We start from the raw sequence: 17,338 nt of genomic DNA, 5'->3' as shown, positions 1-17,338 counted from the left end.
GCGCGCCGCATCCTGCACGGCCTTACTCGCCGCTCGTCCACTCCACATTCGCGCCGACCGAACGCAGGTTCTCGACGAAATGCGGGTGCGCGCGGCGGATCGGCAGCGCGTTCATGATTTCCGAGCGGCCTTCGATGCTCGCGGCCACCATCAGCAGCGCGATCGCGACGCGGATGATGTACGGGCTTTCGACACGCGCCGGCGTCAGCTGCAGCCCGCCGAACGTGATCAGCCGGTGCGGGTCCGACAGCAGCACATGTGCGCCGAACTTCGACAGCTCGCCGGACCAGCCGAGCGCGCCGTCGTAGACCTTGTTCCAGAACATTGCGCTGCCTTCCGCGCGCACGCCGAGCGCGATGAAGATCGGCAGCAGGTCGACCGGCAGGTACGGCCACGGCGCGGCCTCGACCTTGGTCAGGATGTTCTGCGTAAACGGCCGGCGCACGCGCAGCGGGCCGTCGCGTTCCGCACGCGACCAGCCGTCGCGATGCGTGACCTGCACGCCGAATTTCGCGAAGGTGCGGTCGATCAGCGGGAAGTGCTCGGGCGACGAGTTGCGCACGGTGATGTCGCCGCCGGTGATCGCGCCGAGCGCGAGGAACGTCGCGATCTCGTGGAAGTCCTCCGCGAAGCGGAATTCGCCGCCGCCGAGCTTGCGGCCGCCCGTCACGCAGAGCCGCGACGTGCCGATGCCTTCAATTTCGACGCCGATCATCGCGAGGAACTGGCAGAACTCCTGCACGTGCGGCTCGGACGCGGCGTTCATCAGCGTCGACGTGCCGTTCGCGGCCGTCGCGCACAGCGCGAAGTTCTCGGTGGTCGTTACCGACGCGTAGTCGAGCCAGTGATCGTTGGCCGTCAGCGGGCCGTCGGCGCGGACGATCAGCGAATCGGGCGTGCGCTCGATATGCGCGCCGAAGCGCTCGAACACCTCGACGTGCGGATCGATCTCGCGCACGCCGAGCGTACAGCCTTTCACGTCGTTCTCGAGGCGCGCGACGCCGAAGCGCGCGAGCAGCGGCGGGATCAGCATGATCGACGAGCGCATCGCCTCGGGCAGCCGGTGGACGGCCGGGTCGAAGGTCGTATTGCGGTGATGCAGTTCGAGCAGGCCCGTCGTGAAATCGACCGACACGTCGCTGCCGAGCGTGCGGAAGATGTCGAGGATCTTGCGCACGTCGGTGATGTCCGGCACGCCGACGAGCCGCAGCGGCTGGTCGGTCAGCAGGGTCGCACACAGGATCGGCAGGACGGCGTTCTTGTTCGCGGACGGCTTGATGTCCCCGCGCAGCGGAGTGCCGCCGTGGACGATGAGATTCGACATGATATGGGGGCGTATCGGTGACTGACGTAGGCCCATATGATGCCATTGGTCGGCGGCCGGCGTGGAATGTTCGGAGGTGAAAAGGGGCTATCGGCGGGCGGGTTGACAGTGTTTGACGTGCTGCGCGGCGCTCGCCGCGGGCGAGGAAAAGCGCCGGCCGGCCACGATGACGGCCGGCCGGCGCGTCATCGCGAAGCGGTCACTGCGCGGCCCGCATCCGCGCGGCCACCACCAGCGAGATCAGGCAGCCGGCCGCGAGATAACCGGCGACGAGATGCCACGAGCCGCCGGCCAGGCTGACGAGGCCGACCGCGATGAACGGCGTGAACCCGCCGCCGACGACGCTCGCGAACTGATAGCCGACGCCCGCGCCGCTGTAACGGTATTCGGCGCCGAACAGCTCGGTGAACAACGGCTGCTGGACGCTCACGACCATGTCGTGCGCGGCGTTCGCGAGCAGGATCGCGAAGATCACGATCCACGCGATCGAGCGCGCTTCCAGCGCGACGAAGAACGGCACCGCGGACGCGAGACCGATCAGCGCGCCGATCAGGTAGATGCGGCGCAGGCCGAAGCGGTCGGCCAGCCACGCGAAGCACGGGATCGTCACGCAGCTGACCGCGCCGACCAGCAGGCCGATGTTCAGGAACAGGTCGCGCGACATGCCGAGGTTCGACGTCGAATAGCTGAGCGCGAACGCGGTGACGATATACATCGTGAACAGCTCGGCCAGCCGCAGCGCGACGATCAGCAGGAACGCCTTCGGATGGCGCGTCAGCGCTTCCAGCACCGGCAGGCGCAGCTTGCGGTTGCCGTGCTCGACCTTCTCGACGAACTCCTGCGATTCGTCCATGCTCTTGCGCACCCACAGCCCGATCAGCACCAGCACGATGCTGAACAGGAACGGCAGGCGCCAGCCCCACGCCTTGAACGCGGCGTCGCCGAACGTATGGCTCAGGATCGACACGATGCCGGTGGCCAGCACCAGTCCGACGCCGTAGCCGACCTGCACGCCGCTGCTGTAGAACGCCTTCTTCTGCTTCGGCGCGCTCTCGACGGCCATCAGCGCCGCGCCGCCCCATTCGCCGCCGACCGCGAAACCCTGGATCGCGCGCATCAAGACCAGCAGCACGGGCGCCCACCAGCCGATCGTCGCGAATGTCGGCAACAGGCCGATCGCGACCGTCGACAGCCCCATCAGCATCACCGTCAGCACGAGCATGCGCTTGCGGCCGAGGCGGTCGCCGTAGTGGCCGAACACGACGCCGCCGAGCGGGCGGAACAGGAAGCCGACGCCGAAGGTCGCGAACGCCGCGAGCGTGCCCATCGTCGGGCTGACTTTCGGGAAGAACTCGGAATTGAATACCAGTGCGGCGACGATCCCGTACAGCAGGAAGTCGTACCAGTCGACGACGGCGCCGACAAAGCTGCCGACCGCGGCCTTGCGGGCCTGGCTGCGCGCGCGGCTGCCGGCGGCGGCGTCGAGCGTATCGAAGGTGGGGGTCATGGCGGTGTCTCCTGGCACGGCGCATCATGGAGCGTGGCGGCGCCGCGTCCGATGCTGCATTGAATCGATCAGTGAACGGAGGATAGGGCGCGTGCCGCGCGGCGGCAATTGGCCGATCGGTCAAAGTGGGCGATTATCGTTCAAGCCCGTGCGATTATCGAACGCTTTTCGGGTTTGCACTAGGCGCGGCGGCGATATCCCGTTCGGCCAGGGTGTGCCGGCGTGAACGATCTGGTTAAAATCTGCACCATCGAAAACTCGCCCGGTCCGGGCGGAGGCCCGTCGCCGTGTCGGCCGGGCATGCCGCACGCGCCGGGCGCCATCCCCATCGACCGCATGCCTTCGGAGACTGGAATGCCCGGCAATTCCCACCCACTGTCCAGCGATACGCCGCCCGTCGACGATCCGGCCGCCAATCCGCTCGGGATGGCCGGGCTGGAGTTCGTCGAGTTCGCCGCGCCGGTGCCGGAGGCGCTCGCGCAACGCTTCGAGCAGCTCGGGTTCAAGGCGATCGCACGGCATGTCAGCAAGGCCGTCACGCTGTACCGGCAGGGGCAGATGCATTTCCTGATCAATGCCGAGCCGGATTCGTTCGCCGCGCGTTATGCGGAGGAATACGGGATGGGCGTCTGCGCGATCGGCATTCGCGTGGCCAGCGCGCGGCGCGCGTTCGAGCGCGCGATCGAACTGGGCGCCTGGGCGTTCGAGGGCGAGCGGGTCGGGGTCGGCGAGCTGAAGATCCCGGCGATCCAGGGCATCGGCGATTCGCATCTCTATTTCGTCGACCGCTGGCGCGGGCGGGACGGCCAGCGCGGCGGCGTCGGCGACATCTCGATCTTCGACATCGATTTCCGGCCGATCGACATCGCCACCGCACATACCGATCTCGACTGCGCGGGCACGGGGCTGCTGCAGGTCGATCACTTCACGCAGACGGTCGGTGCAGGGCGCATGCAGGAGTGGCTGGACTTCTACCACGACCTGCTGCATTTCCGCGAAATCCATGAAATCGACGCGCACTGGCACGTGTCGGAGGAGTCGCGCGTGATGGTGTCGCCGTGCGGCGCGGTGCGCATTCCGGTGTACGAGGAAGGGACGCGACGCACCGAGCTGATGCACGCGTATCTGCCCGACCATCCGGGCGAGGGCGTGCAGCACGTCGCGCTCGCGACCGACGATATCCTGGCGTCCGTCGATGCGCTGCGCGCGAACGGCGTCGAGTTCATCGAGCCGCCCGCGCGCTACTACGACGAAGTCGACGCGCGGCTGCCGGGGCATGGCGTCGATCTCGATGCGCTGCGCCGCCGCGCGGTGCTGGTCGATGGCGAGATCGGCAGCGACGGTGTGCCGCGGCTGTTCTTCCAGACCTTCGTCAAGCGCCGGCCCGGCGAGATTTTCTTCGAGATCGTACAGCGCAAGGGGCATCACGGCTTCGGCGAAGGCAACCTCGCGGCGCTGGCCCGCGCCCGCGACGCGGGCTGACGCGGTTCCGCGCCGCCGCTGCCGCATCGCCCCGCAGCCTCACGCGCCGGCGGCCGGCACGCGGTTCGGCGCAGGATCGTTCGGCTCGCGCAGCGCGCACGCGGTGCCGCCCGGCGTATACATCGACACGACGCAGCGGTTGCACGACGTGCAGCCCGACTGCACGAGCCGGCCGTCGCGCAGCCCGTTCACGAAATCCGGCTCGAATACGAGCGCACGGGCGAGCGCGACCGCGTCGAAGCCGTCGCGCATCGCCTGCGCAACGTTCTCGCGCGACCGCACGCCGCCGAGGTACGCGAGCGGCATCCTGACGGCCGCGCGCACCTTGCGCGAGTGCTCGAGGAAATACAGCTCGCGAAACGCGCCCATCTTCGGCTCGGTCAGTTTCTGCAGCGCCATCGCGGCGCGCACGATCGCGTTGTCGGCGTTCGCGCGCGCATCGCCCGGCAGCGGGCTGCCGAACAGCTGCCACACCGATTCGACGTTCATCCCGCCGCTGAGCACGAGCAGATGCGCGCCTTCGGCTTCGAGCCGCCGCGCGATCTCGCATGCGTCATCGGCGGTACCGCCGCCGCGTACGCCTTCGGTCACGCCGATCTTGCAGACGACGGCGAGATCGCGGCCCACCGCATCGAGCACGCGGCGCAGCACCTCGACCGGGAACGCCGCGCGCCGCGCCGCATCGCCGCCGTAGGCGTCGCGGCGGCGGTTGTAGAGCGGCGACAGGAACTGGCTCAGCAGATAGCCGTGCCCCATGTGGATCTCGACCGCATCGAAGCCGGCGTCGCGCGCATGGCGGGCCGCCTGCGCAAATTCGTCGGCGACGGCCGTCATCTGGTCGCGCGTCATCGCCTGTTTCAGGAAGCGGCCGCTCATCACGCCGACCTTGTTGAAGCCGCCCGACGCGCTCAACGGGCGCTTCGTCGACAGCGACGGCAGGAACGTGAAGCAGCCGCCGTGCGTGATCTGCGCGGAGGCCGCCGCGCCGTGACGGTGGACGGCGTCGGTCAGCGCGCGGAAGTGCCGGACCGTCGGCGCGTCGAGCTGCGCCTGGTCGACGAAGGTGCGGCCGTCCGCGCTGATCGCGCAGTACGCGACGGTCGTCAGCGCCGCGCCGCCTTCGGCGATGCACTCGTGAAACCGCACGAGCGCGCGCGACGGCACGCCGTTCGGCGTCATCCCTTCGTTGGTCGCGGATTTGATCAGGCGATTGCGCAGCGTCAGCGGGCCGATGCGCAGCGGGCTGAACGCGGTGGAAAGTTCGGCGGATTCCATGTCGGGCGGGCGTCGGGAATGGGCACGCCGGTCATTGTGCGGCGACGGGGCGGATGCGCATCGTCCGGGTGGATGAGGTCGCGGGTGCGGTGTGAATGCAGTCCCGTGGCGCGTCGCGGATGATGTGCCGGTTCGGACCGGTGCCCGACGCGACGGCCGCCGCATTGCGCCCGGTCCGCCGCAACGAACCCCGTCGAAAACCTCACACCGCGTCGGTCGCGCCCAGCTTGCGGCTCTGGCGACGCATCCCTTCGAAAATCGCGTCGGCCACGTCGGCCGGGAAATCCGCCGGGAGCTGCGACGCGACTTCCGCGATCGCAGGCTCGGTCCGCGCAACCACGCGCGCCATCGCGCCGCGCACGTCGTCCTCGGTCAGCCCGACGCGCCGGCCCTGTGCGATCCAGTGGCGCGGCTGGATGTCCGCGATCGCGTAGTGACGGTTCTTCCCGCTGACGGCCATCGCGAGTCGCGCGCGCCGCGGCGCAAGCTGGTTGCGGCGCGTGCCGATGATCGGATGCGCGGACAGCACGTCGTACAGCGGCGTGCTGCGATACGTGTTGCCGGGCAGGTGCGCGATGCTGAAGTTCTTCGCGTGGCCGTCGATCGCCGCGAGCACCCAGAACACGAGCTGCGCGACGAAGAAGTGCATGCGGTCGCGCACCGCGTCGGCGGAATTCGCGAGGATGCCCATGATCGTCTCGATCCCCGGGCCGCCGTCCGATTCGTATTTCGCGCCGGACGGCGTGCCGGTCGCCTGGCACATGTCCTCCTGCGGCAGCCGCAGGATCCACGTGCCGTCGCGGGACGGGCGCCGGTCGAAGCGCTCGACGATCAGCGCCTTCTGGTCGTCGAAATGGCCGATGTCGCACTGCGCGACCGGCAGTCCGTAGGCCGCGACGATCTTCGAACACAGCCATTCGTTCTCGACCGACGTGCGCATGTCGGCCTGCATGTTGCCGACGCGTCCCAGCGGCAGCTTGAAGATATGGGTGTGGTCGGCGTGCTGCCCGACGGCAGCAGCCAGCGCTGGCCGTGCCGCAGCAGCGCGGTCTTTTCCTGCGCGCCGGCGATCGACAGGCGCAGATCGCCGGCGGGCTCCGCGTGGCCGGGCAGCGGTGCGGCGGTAGCGTGGCGCAGCGCGTCGGCCACGGCCGCGTCGTCGAGCGCAGTACCGTCGATCGCTTCGAGATCGACCGGCGTCTCGTCGGGCGGCAGCAGTTGGAGCGCGCCGACGCAGTCGCGGCCGATCGACGCGAGCAGTGCGAACGGCGCGGTCGACCCGAGCCGGTATCGCTGCGCGATCCGGCGGCGGATCGGCTGGCTGTCCGGCAGCAGGTTGTCGAAATAGTCGGCGACGATCGCGCCCTGATGCGGCTGGTTGCCGGGCGTGAAGGGCAGCGACAGCGAGAGCGGACGCCCTTGCGGATCGTCGATCCACGCCGGCAGATAGACGAGGCGTTCGACGCCGCGCCGGACTTCCCAGTAGCCGACCGGGATGCCGTTCATCCACAGGTCGAGGCGATCGTGACGGGATGTGCGCCGGGCCATCGTCACCAGTCCTCCCGCTTCGCGACGGAGCGTCTGGCGCGCGCGGCCGCCGGCCGCTTCCGCGCGACGCTGTCCGATGCCTTGGCAGTGACTGCTGTCACGCCGGGCGCACGCCGGGGCGCGGCCGTCTTGCGTGCACCCGGCGCGGCTTTCGCGTCCGCCGGGCCGGTGCCGCCCGCGTCGCCCGCTTGCGGGCGGCCCGCGCCAGCGCCAGCGCCGCCGCCGGCTTCCCCGGTCTCGTCCGGCAAGACCGGATCGAGCGTCAGGCGCACGCCGAGCACGTTCAGCACCTTGAACAGCCGTTCGATGCTGACCGCGGACGGGTTGGACTCGAGCTGCGCGTACGATTGCTGCGTGACGCCGAGGCGGGCGGCGAGCTGCGCCTGCGTGAGTCCCGCCGACTTGCGGAAGCCGACGAGTATCGGGCGCAGCTGGCCCAGGGTCTGGACAGGAAATGCCATGAGTCGCTCCGCGAAATGACAGGCGATCGTTTGTAATCGGAAAATACAGTCTATGGCATGTATCTGCAGAATACAAACCAAGTGCTGTATTTTATAAAAACAAACGATAGCTTGTCAGTCGCAACGCCTCCGTCCGGTGCGGGCGCCGCACCGAAGCTCGCGCGTCACGCCGCGCGAAGCGGATTCGCGGGCGCGGCCCGCACGCTTTCCGGATCGTCGTCGCCGAGCGGGATGAACGCCATGATTTCCAGATCGTGTCCCGACAGCGCGGGCAGCCGGAACGGGCTCGACAGCACGTTCAGACGCCGCACGCCGACGTCGCGCAGAATCTGCGAGCCGATCCCCGTCGCACGGCCGTCTTGGCGTGCATTGCCTGCCGGCGTACGCATCGCGTCGCCGTGCATGTCGCAGTCGAGCAGCACCGCGACGCCGCAGCCGGCCGCGTCGATCCGCTGCAGTGCCGCGTGCAGCGGCCACGAATGCGCGGACGGCTCCGCGTCGAGCAGGTCGAGCAGCGAATGGCATTCGTGCACGCGCGTGAGCACCGGCGTCGCCGGATCGGGTTCGCCGCGCACCAGCGCGAGATGCGGCGCGCCGTGCACGGTGTCGCGATACTGGATTGCGCGGAACCGTCCCCACGGCGTGTGCAGCGGCCGTTCGCCGACGCGTTCGACCAGCGACTCGTGCTCGCGGCGGTAATGGATCAGGTCCGCGATCGTGCCGATCTTCAGCCCGTGCTGCGCGGCGAACGCCTTCAACTCGGGCAGCCGCGCCATCGTGCCGTCGTCGTTCATCACCTCGCAGATCACCGACGCGGGCGTGAGCCCCGCGAGCGCGGCCAGGTCGCAGCCGGCCTCGGTATGTCCCGCACGCACCAGCACGCCGCCCGGGCGCGCCGCGATCGGAAACACGTGGCCGGGCTGCACGAGATCGTCGGGGCGCGCGCTCGCACGCACGGCGGTGCGGATCGTGTGCGCACGATCGGCGGCCGAGATGCCGGTCGTCACGCCTTCGGCCGCCTCGATGCTGACGGTGAACGCGGTGCCGAACGGCGTGCCGTTATGGTCGGCCATCGGCGGCAGGCGCAGCTGTTCGCAGCGTTCCGCCGTCAGCGTCAGGCAGATCAGCCCGCGCCCGAAGCGCGCCATGAAATTGATCGCGTCGGGCGTCACGTGATCGGCCGCGATCACGAGATCGCCTTCGTTCTCGCGGTCCTCTTCGTCGACGAGCAGCACCATCCGGCCCGCACGCAGTTCGTCGACGATCGCGACGGTGCCGGCCAGCGTCATCGGGCCTCCGTCGCGTCGAACGCGCGGCGCAGCGCGTCCGCGCCGAAGCTCAGCACGCGGTCGGCTGCATCGACGGCGCCGAGCATGCTCGCGAAGCCGTGCAGCTGGCCCGGCCAGCGCACCAGCGTGACCGGCGTGCCGGCCTGCGCGAGCCGCAGCGCATACGCTTCCGCTTCGTCGCGCAGCGGATCGAATTCGGCGCTGACGATCGTCGCCGGCGCCGCGCCTGCGATGTCCGGCGCGGCGAGCGGGCTGGCGAGCGGCGACGCGCGATCGGCGCCGTCGTCGAAATACTGGTGCTTGAACCAGCGCATCATGTCCGCCGTCAGGAAATAGCCGTCGCCGAGCGATGCGTACGACGGATGCTCGGTCGCGCAATCGACGACCGGATACAGCAGCAACTGATGCGCGATCGCGATGCCCGAGCCGCGCAACTGCAGCGCCGCGACTGCCGCGAGGTTGCCGCCGGCGCTGTCGCCGGCCACCGCGATCGCGCCGGCGCGCGCACCCAGGTCGCGCGCACTGGCGGCCGCCCAGCGCACGGCGTCGCATGCGTCGTGCGCGGCCGCCGGGAAGCGCGCTTCGGGCGCCAGCCGGTAGTCGACCGACAACACCAGCGTGCGGGCGCGTCGCGCGAGGCTGCGGCACAGGTTCGCGTGCGAATCGATACCGCACGCGACGAAGCCGCCGCCATGGAAAAACACGGTCAGCGGCAGCGGCCCGTCGGCATCGGGCCGATACAGGCGTGCGGCCAACCGACGACCCGGCGCCGGGACCTGCCAGTCCTCTTCGGAAGCAATCGCGTCGCCGGGCGCGAACGCGCCGCCTGCGGCAAGACTGGCCCGGTAGGCGGGGACGGTCAGTCGATCGAAAGCGATCGCGGGCGCTTGCGCGAATGCGGCGAGCAGCGCCTGCGCCTGAGGGTCGAGCGGCATGGAAACTCCTGTCTGAATCGGATGCGGTCTGAATCAGGTAAACCCCAATCGCGGTTTCCCCGAGTCCGCGCCGGACACCTGTCGGCACGGCCTGACGGGCATTCCAGCGCAGCGACCCGCGCTCCACATCATCCGATCGGACGATGGTGCGCACGGCCGGATGGCCAAAGCTCACTGTTCAGTGAATCTACCGATGACGCCGGAATTAAGACGCGTCTTAATCACGGCGACGCACTGGGGAATCACACCGGAAAAAGTCGCATGGAGGATGGAGCGTGCTGATGGAGACAAGATGGGCTCCGCAAGAGAGCCAGGCAAGCAGCGATGAGGCCGATATCGGCGTCGCGGATTTCAGCGAACTGATGGCGCTGATCTACCAGGGGCCGCTGGAAACGCCGCCGTGGGCGGGGGCGCTCGAACTGATTCGCCGCTTGCTGCAGGCCAACTACGTGACGCTGATCCTGCGCGCGGCCGCGAGCGACCGCCGCGCGCCGCTGTCCGTGCACGCGTCGGAGTTCGGCCCGGTCGTGCCGGGCGACGGCGAGGCGTCCTACAACAACTACTACTATTCGCTCGATCCGTTCGTCGGCCTGCCGGCCGATCGCATGGTGACCGTCGACGAGGTGTTCGGCGATACGGGCTGGCTGTCGAGCGAGCTGTACAAGCAGTTCCTGAAGCCGCAGGACGTGCGCTACATCCTCGGCGCGGACCTGCGCACGCCGTCGGGCGTCGAATGCCGGTTCCGCGTGTGCCGCAACCATGCGTCGAAGCAGTTTTCCGCGCGCGACAAGGCGGTCTGCGCGCTGCTGCTGCCGCATCTGAAGCGCGCGGTCGAACTGCATTCGCGGCTCGACACGGCCGAGGTCGAGCGCTCGATCTATGCGAACGCGATCAACCGGATGCAGATCGGCACGATCACGCTCGACGAGAACGGCACGATCATCGACATGAACAGCGTCGCCGACGAAATCCTCAAGCAGGGCAACGGGCTGACGATCGCGCGCGGCACGATCGAGGCGACCGACGCGCAGGAGAACCGCACGCTGAAGCGGCTGATCCGTCATGCGGTGATGGGGCACCACGGCACGGCCGCGGCGATCGTCGAGGCGATGCCGATCACGCGCAGCTTCGACAAGCCGCGCCTCGGGCTGCTGGTGCGCACGGTGCTGCTGTCCGACTGGTCGGAAGACAACAAGCGGCGGCCGGCCGTCACGCTGTTCCTGCGCGACCCCGACCGCAAGCCGCAGGGCGCGCAGGAAATCATCCGCAAGCTGTTCGATCTGACGCCGGCCGAGACGTCGCTCGCGCTGCTGCTGACCAACGGCCTGACGCTCGAGGAGGCGGCGGAAGAATCGGGTATCAGCAAGAACACCGCGCGCACGCATTTGCGCGCGATCTTTTCGAAAACGGGCGTCACGCGTCAGGCGACGCTCGTGCGGATCCTGCTCGGCAGCGTCGTGCCGCTGGGCTGATCGACCGCCTGCGCGTGGCCGGACGACGGGGGCCGTGCGTCGATGCCGCGGGGCGTTACGACCCGCGCGTGGAGCGACCCGCCCCCGCGGCCGGCCACGGCCACTGCGCGGCACCGCGCAGGACGAACCCGGCGCCGGTGCGGATCACGATCGCGCCGATCGCGAGCGCGGCGATATCGTCGAGACGGCCGAGACCGACCAGCGCCGCGCTCATCGCCAGCGCGGCCAGCAACGCCGACAGCGCATCGGTGCGCACGTGCCAGCCGCTCGCCTCGAGCAGCGCGGAGCCCGTTTCGCGCGCCTTGCGCAGCATCCAGCGCGACAGCGCGGCCTTGCCGACGAGCGTAGCGACGACCAGCGCGAGCGTGGCCGCGCCCGGCTGCACGACGGGCGACGCATCGAAGCGGTTCGCCGCCTGCCAGATCATCTGCACGCCGGTCGCGACGAGCAGCGCACCGAGGCCCGCGAGCGCGATCGGCTCGAAGGTCGGGCGTCGTTCCGGCGGCAGGCGCGCATCGAGGCGGCATGCGACGAGGATCAACGCATCCGCCGCAAGATCGATCGCCGCATGCACGACATCCGCGAGCAGGCCGGACGAATGCGCGGCCCCTGCGGCGATCGCCTCGACGGCGAGCAACAGCAGGTTGATCGCAAGGCTGATGGCGAGGGTGCGGGACGTGGCTGCGTAGAGCGGGGAGGCGACGCGCGGCGGGCGCTGCATGGCAAATTCGTCTGTCGAAAGCGGGAGTCGGACTCGCACGCTACCGGTCGACGGTTGCAGGTAAATGACAGACGAAGGGCGCGGGCGCTGTTCGGCCATCGCGCGATGCCGGTTGCGGCGCCGTCGACTGGCCGGCGCGTCGTTGCAGACGGCGCAAGGCCGGACAAGCCGAGGCGGCTCCGGCGCCGGGCGACTGCGCCGCTGCCCGGAACCGAAGCCGCTGCTGCGATCAGAACTTGTGACGCAGGCCCAGTGCGACGATTTCCTGCGATTTCGTGCCGCCGTAGCCGTACGAACCGATCGATGCCTGCGCGTCTTGCGTGACGAGCTGGCCGTTCGCGTTCACCACCTGCTGCTGGCCGCTCGCATGCTGATATGCGCCGACCAGGTAGACGTCGGTGCGCTTCGACAGTGCATAGTCCGCGCCCAGCGACACCTGGTGGTATTTCGCGTCGACGTTGCCGCTCGCCTTCGTGTACGCGTAGCCGATGCCCAGCAGCAGCGGCGCCGATGCCTGGTACATGACGAACGCGCGACCGGTGTTGTACTTCTGCGTGCTGGCGAAGCCGGCAACCGAATTGTCGTCGCGCTTGTACTGCGCGTTGCTGTAGCCGAGGCCGAGCGTGACCGGGCCGATCGCATACTGGCCCGCGATTTGCGCGATGCCGATGCTCTTCGCGCTCAGGTAGCCGCTGTTGATCGGGCCGTCGAAGATCGCGTCGGACGAGCCGCTCCAGTTCGCGGCGCGCGCCGCGCCGCTCGCGTTGTTCGCGTAGAAATAGCCGCCGGCGATGCCGAGCGGGCCGTTGTTGTACGCCGCCGCGACCGAGTACGTAAGGCCCGAGCCCATCGAGCCCGCGACGCCGCCGAAGCCGTACATCGCCTCGACCTGCAGGCCGGCCAGCACCGGCGACGTGTACTTGACCGTGTTGTTCACGCGCAGGCTGTTGTCGTTGTTGTCGACGTCGCCGGGCGTCGAGAAGACGCTGCTGAAGTAGTTGTCGGCGGTGACGGGCTGCACGAGATCGACGACCGGATCGTACTGGCGGCCGAGCGTGAGCTTGCCGTACCGGTCGCTCTGCAGGCCGACGAACGCCTGGCGGCCGAACAGGCGCTTGCCCTGGCTCATGCTGCCGGTGCCCGAATTGAAGCCGCTTTCGAGCTGGAAAACCGTCTTCAGGCCGCCGCCCAGATCCTCGCTGCCTTTCAGGCCCCAGCGGCTGCCGGACAGGTTGCCGGAGCCCATTGCCCAAAGATTGCCGGCCGTGCCGTCGTTGCCGTGAACGTAGGTGATCGACGTATCGATCACGCCGTACAGCGCGACGTTGGACTGCGCGTGCGCGGCGCCGGCGAGGCCCGTCAGCGTCAGCGAAAGCGCGGACAGCGCGAACTTGTTCATCGTTGATGTCTTCATGCGAGAGCGGTGCGTATTGAATGAAATAAGGATTGCAAATCGGTTGCAAAACCGGTCCGGCCGACCTGTCCGTTGCAATCGGGACAGGGCCTTGCCGCATTGCCGCCGGTGTGCAGGTCGGCGGCACGGCAGTTTCGCGACGCTCGATGACATCCCCATGAAAAACCACAAATCAGCATAAATTGGCTGAAATTGCCACGGCGCGGGTTGCGGAGAGGGGGCGGATTCGCAACCGCCTATTCGAGAAAGAAAATCGCCAATCGGATTTTGCGATTGCCGTCTCGGCGGTATATCTGATATAAACGGCTGCGGATCGATCGGCAGTTTTTCGGGGTTTGGATATCGCACAGCATAATCCGCGTGCCGGACGGTCGACGCTATACTTTTACCCGAACATAAACAGGAGAACCTTCGTGACTCCCAATGAGAAACGGGCGCGTATCATCCGCCAGATTGCGATATTCGGCACGGTTCTGGTCGTTTTCGTGATTTACACGCTTTACCGTCTCAAAGTCGACAATCTCGGCTGATCATGGCGCGGCGCGGCCGTGGGCCGGGCAGACCGGCCTCCGGTTTCATGCGCGATATTCGATTCGGGCGGGGTGTCGCGATAAAGCGGACAGGCCGATATCGGCACGCTAAAATCATGCGGCAATCTCGCTTGAATGTGCTTCCTGCAAGGAATTGCAACGCAGCCCGATTACCAGCTGCCGACGATCGCCTTGACGGCCATTGCGGCCGCGATCAGAACCAGGATGCCGGCAAACCCCATCTGAATATGGCGAACCGATAATTTTCCGGCAATCATTCGCCCCGTGACCATGCCGAGCGCAGTGGTGACGGTAAATAACAGCGTGAATTCGACCGGCGGCGCGGCACCTTGCAGCATCGTCGACGCAATCCCGCCGATGCCGACCAGCGCAATGACCATCAGCGACGTCGCGACGATGCCGTGCATCGTGATATCGGTCAGCTTGCGCAGCATCGGCACGATGATGAATCCGCCGCCGACGCCCAGCAGTCCCGTCATCAGCCCCGTCAATGCGCCGGTCGCGGCGAGCGAGATCGCGGAGAGCCAGTTCCACGCGATGCGTCCGGTGTCGGGATCGACGCGGGCGACACACCCGCGCGATTCCGGCGACACGATTGCGCCGCGCGCGGCCTGCCGCAGCAGACGGATCGCGACGACCAGCATCACGAGCGCGAACATCAGCATCAGCAGACGCTGCGGGAGCCGATGCGCGAGCCGCACGCCGAGCGACGTCATCGGCATGCCCGCCGCCGTCATCACGAGCGCCGCGCGATAGCGCACCAGCCGGCGACGCCACGCTTCCGCCGTGCCGATCGCCGCGCTACCGGCCACCGCGATCAGCGCAACCGGCGTCGCCTGCTGCATCGACCATCCCATGCCGGCCACCAGTGCCGGCACGGCCAGGATGCCGCCGCCGGCGCCCGTCATGCCGAGCACCGCGCCGACGAGGCTGCCGAGAACCAGCGAGGTCAACATGGCATGACGCGGGGACCGGCACGCCTTCCGGGCCGAATCGAAGCCGCCGTCATGCCGTCACCGCACGGCGCGCGAGCAAACGGCTCCACAGCGTCGCGGACCGTTTGCCGCTGCCGCAGTAGGCGAGCACCGGTTTCGGCAGCACTTCGAGCATCGCGCCGAACGCGTCGATTTCCGCGTCGCCGATGCGGGCGCCATCGATCGGCAGGTATCGCGCGTCGAGGCCCAGCGCCCGTGCGGCCGCGGCGATCTCCGCGAAGGCCGGCTGATCGGCGCTTTCACCATCGGGCCGATTGCAGACGATGGCGCGGAAACCCGCGCTGCGAATCGCTTTCAGGTCGTCCGGCGCGATCTGGCGCGACGCGGCGAAGCCGTTCGATGCGGTCGACCGGCATTGTTCGATCGCGCGGCGGAAACAGTCGACCGCGAAGTCGATGTCCTGTTCCGTCGTAAAACGGCCGATGCTGATGCGTACGGTCCGGGCGGCCGCATCCGCGTCGAGGCCGAGCGCGGTCAGCACGTGCGACGGCGTGCCGGCGGCCGAATTGCACGCCGACGTCGACGACACCGCGAGCGCATCGCCCAGCATGAACGGAAAGAATCCGGGCGCGGTCACGGTCAGGCTCAGCGTATGGGGAATCCGTTGCGCCGCGCGAGCATTCTGCGTCACGTCGCCGAGTGCGAGCACCGCATTCGTCAATCGCGCGCCGAGCGCCGCAATCCGCGCGGTTTCGCGTTCGAGCGACTCGGCCGCCAGTTCGCACGCGGTGCCCATCCCGACGATCTGGTGAGTCGCGAGCGTGCCGGAACGCAGTCCACGCTCGTGTCCGCCGCCGTGCATTTGCGGCGCGATACGGTCCGCGATCTCGCGACGCACGAACAGCGCGCCGATGCCCTTCGGGCCGTAAACCTTGTGCGCAGACATCGACATCATGTCGATGCCGAGCGCGTGCACGTCGATGGGCGTCTTGCCGAGCGCCTGCGCGGCGTCGACGTGGAGCAGCGCGCCGGCCGCATGCACCAACCGGCCGATCTCGCGGATGTTCGTCAGCGTGCCGATTTCGTTGTTCACGAGCATCAGCGACACCAGGCCGGTGTCGGCGCGCATCGCGCCTGCCACGGCTTCGACCGTGATCTCGCCGTCGGCATTCGGCGTCACGCAGGTCACCGGGAAGCCGCGCTTCGACAGGCTGGCCATCGTGTCGAGAATGGCCTTGTGCTCGATGCTGCTCGTGATCAGGTGCGGCTTTCCGGTCGCCGCGTCGGCATAGCCCTTGAGCGCGAGGTTGTTGGATTCGGTCGCGCCGGACGTCCAGACGATCTCGTCGGCCGCCGCGCCGATCAGGGCGGCGACCTGCGCGCGCGCGCGTTCGACTCTTTCCCGCGCGATCCGGCCGGCCGCGTGAGAACTCGATGCCGGATTGCCGAACACGCCGTCGGCGCCGAGACAGTCGGCCATCGACGCGATCACGCGGGGATCCGCCGGAGTGGTTGCCGCATAGTCGAGGTAATGCAGCTTGTCGTTCTCGCTCATTTCTTTCGTCTTTCACATGCCTGCTGGAATGCGAGAAATGATACGTCCGGACACGGGGAAAAATACTCCAAAGTCAACTTTGGATTGGGGCTTTGGTGGATTTAAATTCTATTTATTTGTGGAATTCAAGGATTGAATTCTTGACCGTCGGCGCACCGCGCCGATGACACGTGTTGACGCCCGACACCGGGCTGTTCGGCACACGCGGCGAACCCGCCGCGCATACGGACTGCGGCCGAAGCCGCATGAAGGTCAGTGAAGTCTCCGGCGCCAACGCTGCCGCGGTCGGGTGACCGATGCGCGCATGCGCGCGCGAATATCGATCGACTACCCGAGTCGCCCGCCAAACCACGACGGCCAACGCAGCCCCGAAGGGCGGCAGGCGCTCCTCCCCGTCAAGCCGACTTGCCCGCAAGCTTGTCGAATACGCCCAGAAGATCGCGCATCGCCGTCGAGCAGTCGGCCTGCGTCGGATGATCGGCACGCAGCGCTTCGAGCGCGCGATCGATCGCCTTGTCGAGTACGTGCCAGTCGTCCGCCGCGCGCGGCTTGAGGCCCGCTTCGGCTTCATCCCACGCCAGCTCCAGATCCTTGATGCGCGCGTTGCCGCCGGCGAGATCGCCCTTCGCGACCAAGGCGGAGACGTCGGCGGCGATCGCGCGGAAGCGGGAGAGGTCGCCGAGTCTCGATGTCTGCGCGGGCGCGGCCGGCACCGCCGGCGCGGAAGCCGCAGTCGCTGCGGCGGCACTGTCGGCCTGCTTCGAGCAGCCGGCCGCAGCGGCGAGCGCGGCGCAAGCGGAACAGGCGACGAGCAGGCGGGAAAGCATGGTCGGAGAGCGCATGAACGATCCTCGATTCGGGTTTGAGCG

The 17,338-nt window shown here is 68.3% G+C and carries 13 protein-coding genes and 1 pseudogene; 2 read left to right on the top strand and 12 right to left on the bottom strand.

All coding sequences use genetic code 11. The features are described 5' to 3' along the window. Positions 1-22: 22 nt before the first annotated feature. Together BST28156_RS18305 and shiA are read right to left on the bottom strand one after the other, a co-directional pair. Positions 23-1,324, bottom strand: coding sequence for a UDP-N-acetylglucosamine 1-carboxyvinyltransferase (locus BST28156_RS18305; RefSeq protein ID WP_174902996.1), 1,302 nt, complete (start codon positions 1,322-1,324; stop codon positions 23-25). A 199-nt stretch (positions 1,325-1,523) separates the two neighbouring features. Continuing rightward, positions 1,524-2,831, bottom strand: a complete 1,308-nt coding sequence (gene shiA, locus BST28156_RS18300; RefSeq protein WP_060237967.1) for a shikimate transporter — start codon at positions 2,829-2,831, stop codon at positions 1,524-1,526. A 354-nt stretch (positions 2,832-3,185) separates the two neighbouring features. Here shiA and BST28156_RS18295 point away from each other — a divergent pair, with 354 nt between their 5' ends. Then, positions 3,186-4,313: a 4-hydroxyphenylpyruvate dioxygenase family protein gene (locus BST28156_RS18295; RefSeq protein WP_174902995.1), complete on the top strand. Its 1,128-nt coding sequence runs from the start codon at positions 3,186-3,188 to the stop codon at positions 4,311-4,313. A gap of 39 nt (positions 4,314-4,352) precedes the next feature. Here the strand turns inward: BST28156_RS18295 and BST28156_RS18290 are convergent, their stop codons facing one another. From BST28156_RS18290 to BST28156_RS18270, 5 genes and pseudogenes are all read right to left on the bottom strand, one after another. Continuing rightward, positions 4,353-5,588, bottom strand: coding sequence for an NADH:flavin oxidoreductase (locus tag BST28156_RS18290; protein ID WP_174902994.1), 1,236 nt, complete (start codon positions 5,586-5,588; stop codon positions 4,353-4,355). A gap of 202 nt (positions 5,589-5,790) precedes the next feature. Continuing rightward, positions 5,791-7,136: pseudogene (locus BST28156_RS18285) on the bottom strand (type II toxin-antitoxin system HipA family toxin). Positions 7,137-7,138: 2 nt separating this feature from the next. Next, positions 7,139-7,597 (bottom strand): helix-turn-helix domain-containing protein, encoded by a 459-nt coding sequence (locus tag BST28156_RS18280; protein WP_174902993.1) that lies wholly within the window; start codon positions 7,595-7,597, stop codon positions 7,139-7,141. A gap of 164 nt (positions 7,598-7,761) precedes the next feature. Beyond that, positions 7,762-8,886 carry a bifunctional 3,4-dihydroxy-2-butanone-4-phosphate synthase/GTP cyclohydrolase II gene (gene ribBA, locus BST28156_RS18275; RefSeq protein WP_174902992.1) on the bottom strand — a complete coding sequence of 375 codons (1,125 nt, stop codon included), beginning with the start codon at positions 8,884-8,886 and terminating at the stop codon, positions 7,762-7,764. Beyond that, a complete protein-coding gene (locus tag BST28156_RS18270) occupies positions 8,883-9,821 on the bottom strand; it encodes an alpha/beta hydrolase (protein WP_174902991.1) in 939 nt (312 codons plus the stop codon). The genes ribBA and BST28156_RS18270 overlap by 4 nt, the downstream gene beginning before the upstream one ends. A gap of 281 nt (positions 9,822-10,102) precedes the next feature. On the opposite strand from BST28156_RS18270, the gene BST28156_RS18265 reads away from it, so the two are divergent. Further along, positions 10,103-11,293: a helix-turn-helix transcriptional regulator gene (locus tag BST28156_RS18265; protein WP_060239055.1), complete on the top strand. Its 1,191-nt coding sequence runs from the start codon at positions 10,103-10,105 to the stop codon at positions 11,291-11,293. Positions 11,294-11,348: 55 nt separating this feature from the next. Here the strand turns inward: BST28156_RS18265 and BST28156_RS18260 are convergent, their stop codons facing one another. The 5 genes from BST28156_RS18260 to BST28156_RS18240 all read right to left on the bottom strand — a co-directional run bounded on the left by BST28156_RS18260 (position 11,349) and on the right by BST28156_RS18240 (position 17,311). Then, the gene (locus tag BST28156_RS18260; RefSeq protein WP_174902990.1) at positions 11,349-12,014 is read right to left on the bottom strand and encodes a cation diffusion facilitator family transporter; all 666 of its coding nucleotides are present in this window, start codon (positions 12,012-12,014) and stop codon (positions 11,349-11,351) included. Positions 12,015-12,243: 229 nt separating this feature from the next. After that, positions 12,244-13,413 carry a porin gene (locus BST28156_RS18255; protein WP_174902989.1) on the bottom strand — a complete coding sequence of 390 codons (1,170 nt, stop codon included), beginning with the start codon at positions 13,411-13,413 and terminating at the stop codon, positions 12,244-12,246. A 715-nt stretch (positions 13,414-14,128) separates the two neighbouring features. Then, positions 14,129-14,935: a sulfite exporter TauE/SafE family protein gene (locus BST28156_RS18250; RefSeq protein WP_174902988.1), complete on the bottom strand. Its 807-nt coding sequence runs from the start codon at positions 14,933-14,935 to the stop codon at positions 14,129-14,131. A 49-nt stretch (positions 14,936-14,984) separates the two neighbouring features. Next, positions 14,985-16,469: an aminotransferase class V-fold PLP-dependent enzyme gene (locus tag BST28156_RS18245; protein ID WP_174902987.1), complete on the bottom strand. Its 1,485-nt coding sequence runs from the start codon at positions 16,467-16,469 to the stop codon at positions 14,985-14,987. A 395-nt stretch (positions 16,470-16,864) separates the two neighbouring features. Further along, positions 16,865-17,311, bottom strand: a complete 447-nt coding sequence (locus BST28156_RS18240) for a hypothetical protein (RefSeq protein ID WP_174902986.1) — start codon at positions 17,309-17,311, stop codon at positions 16,865-16,867. Positions 17,312-17,338: the final 27 nt, after the last annotated feature.

The sequence above is a fragment of the Burkholderia pseudomultivorans genome (assembly GCF_902499075.1).
GTDB lineage: Bacteria > Pseudomonadota > Gammaproteobacteria > Burkholderiales > Burkholderiaceae > Burkholderia > Burkholderia pseudomultivorans.
This window is presented reverse-complemented; position numbering and strand designations above follow the sequence as displayed.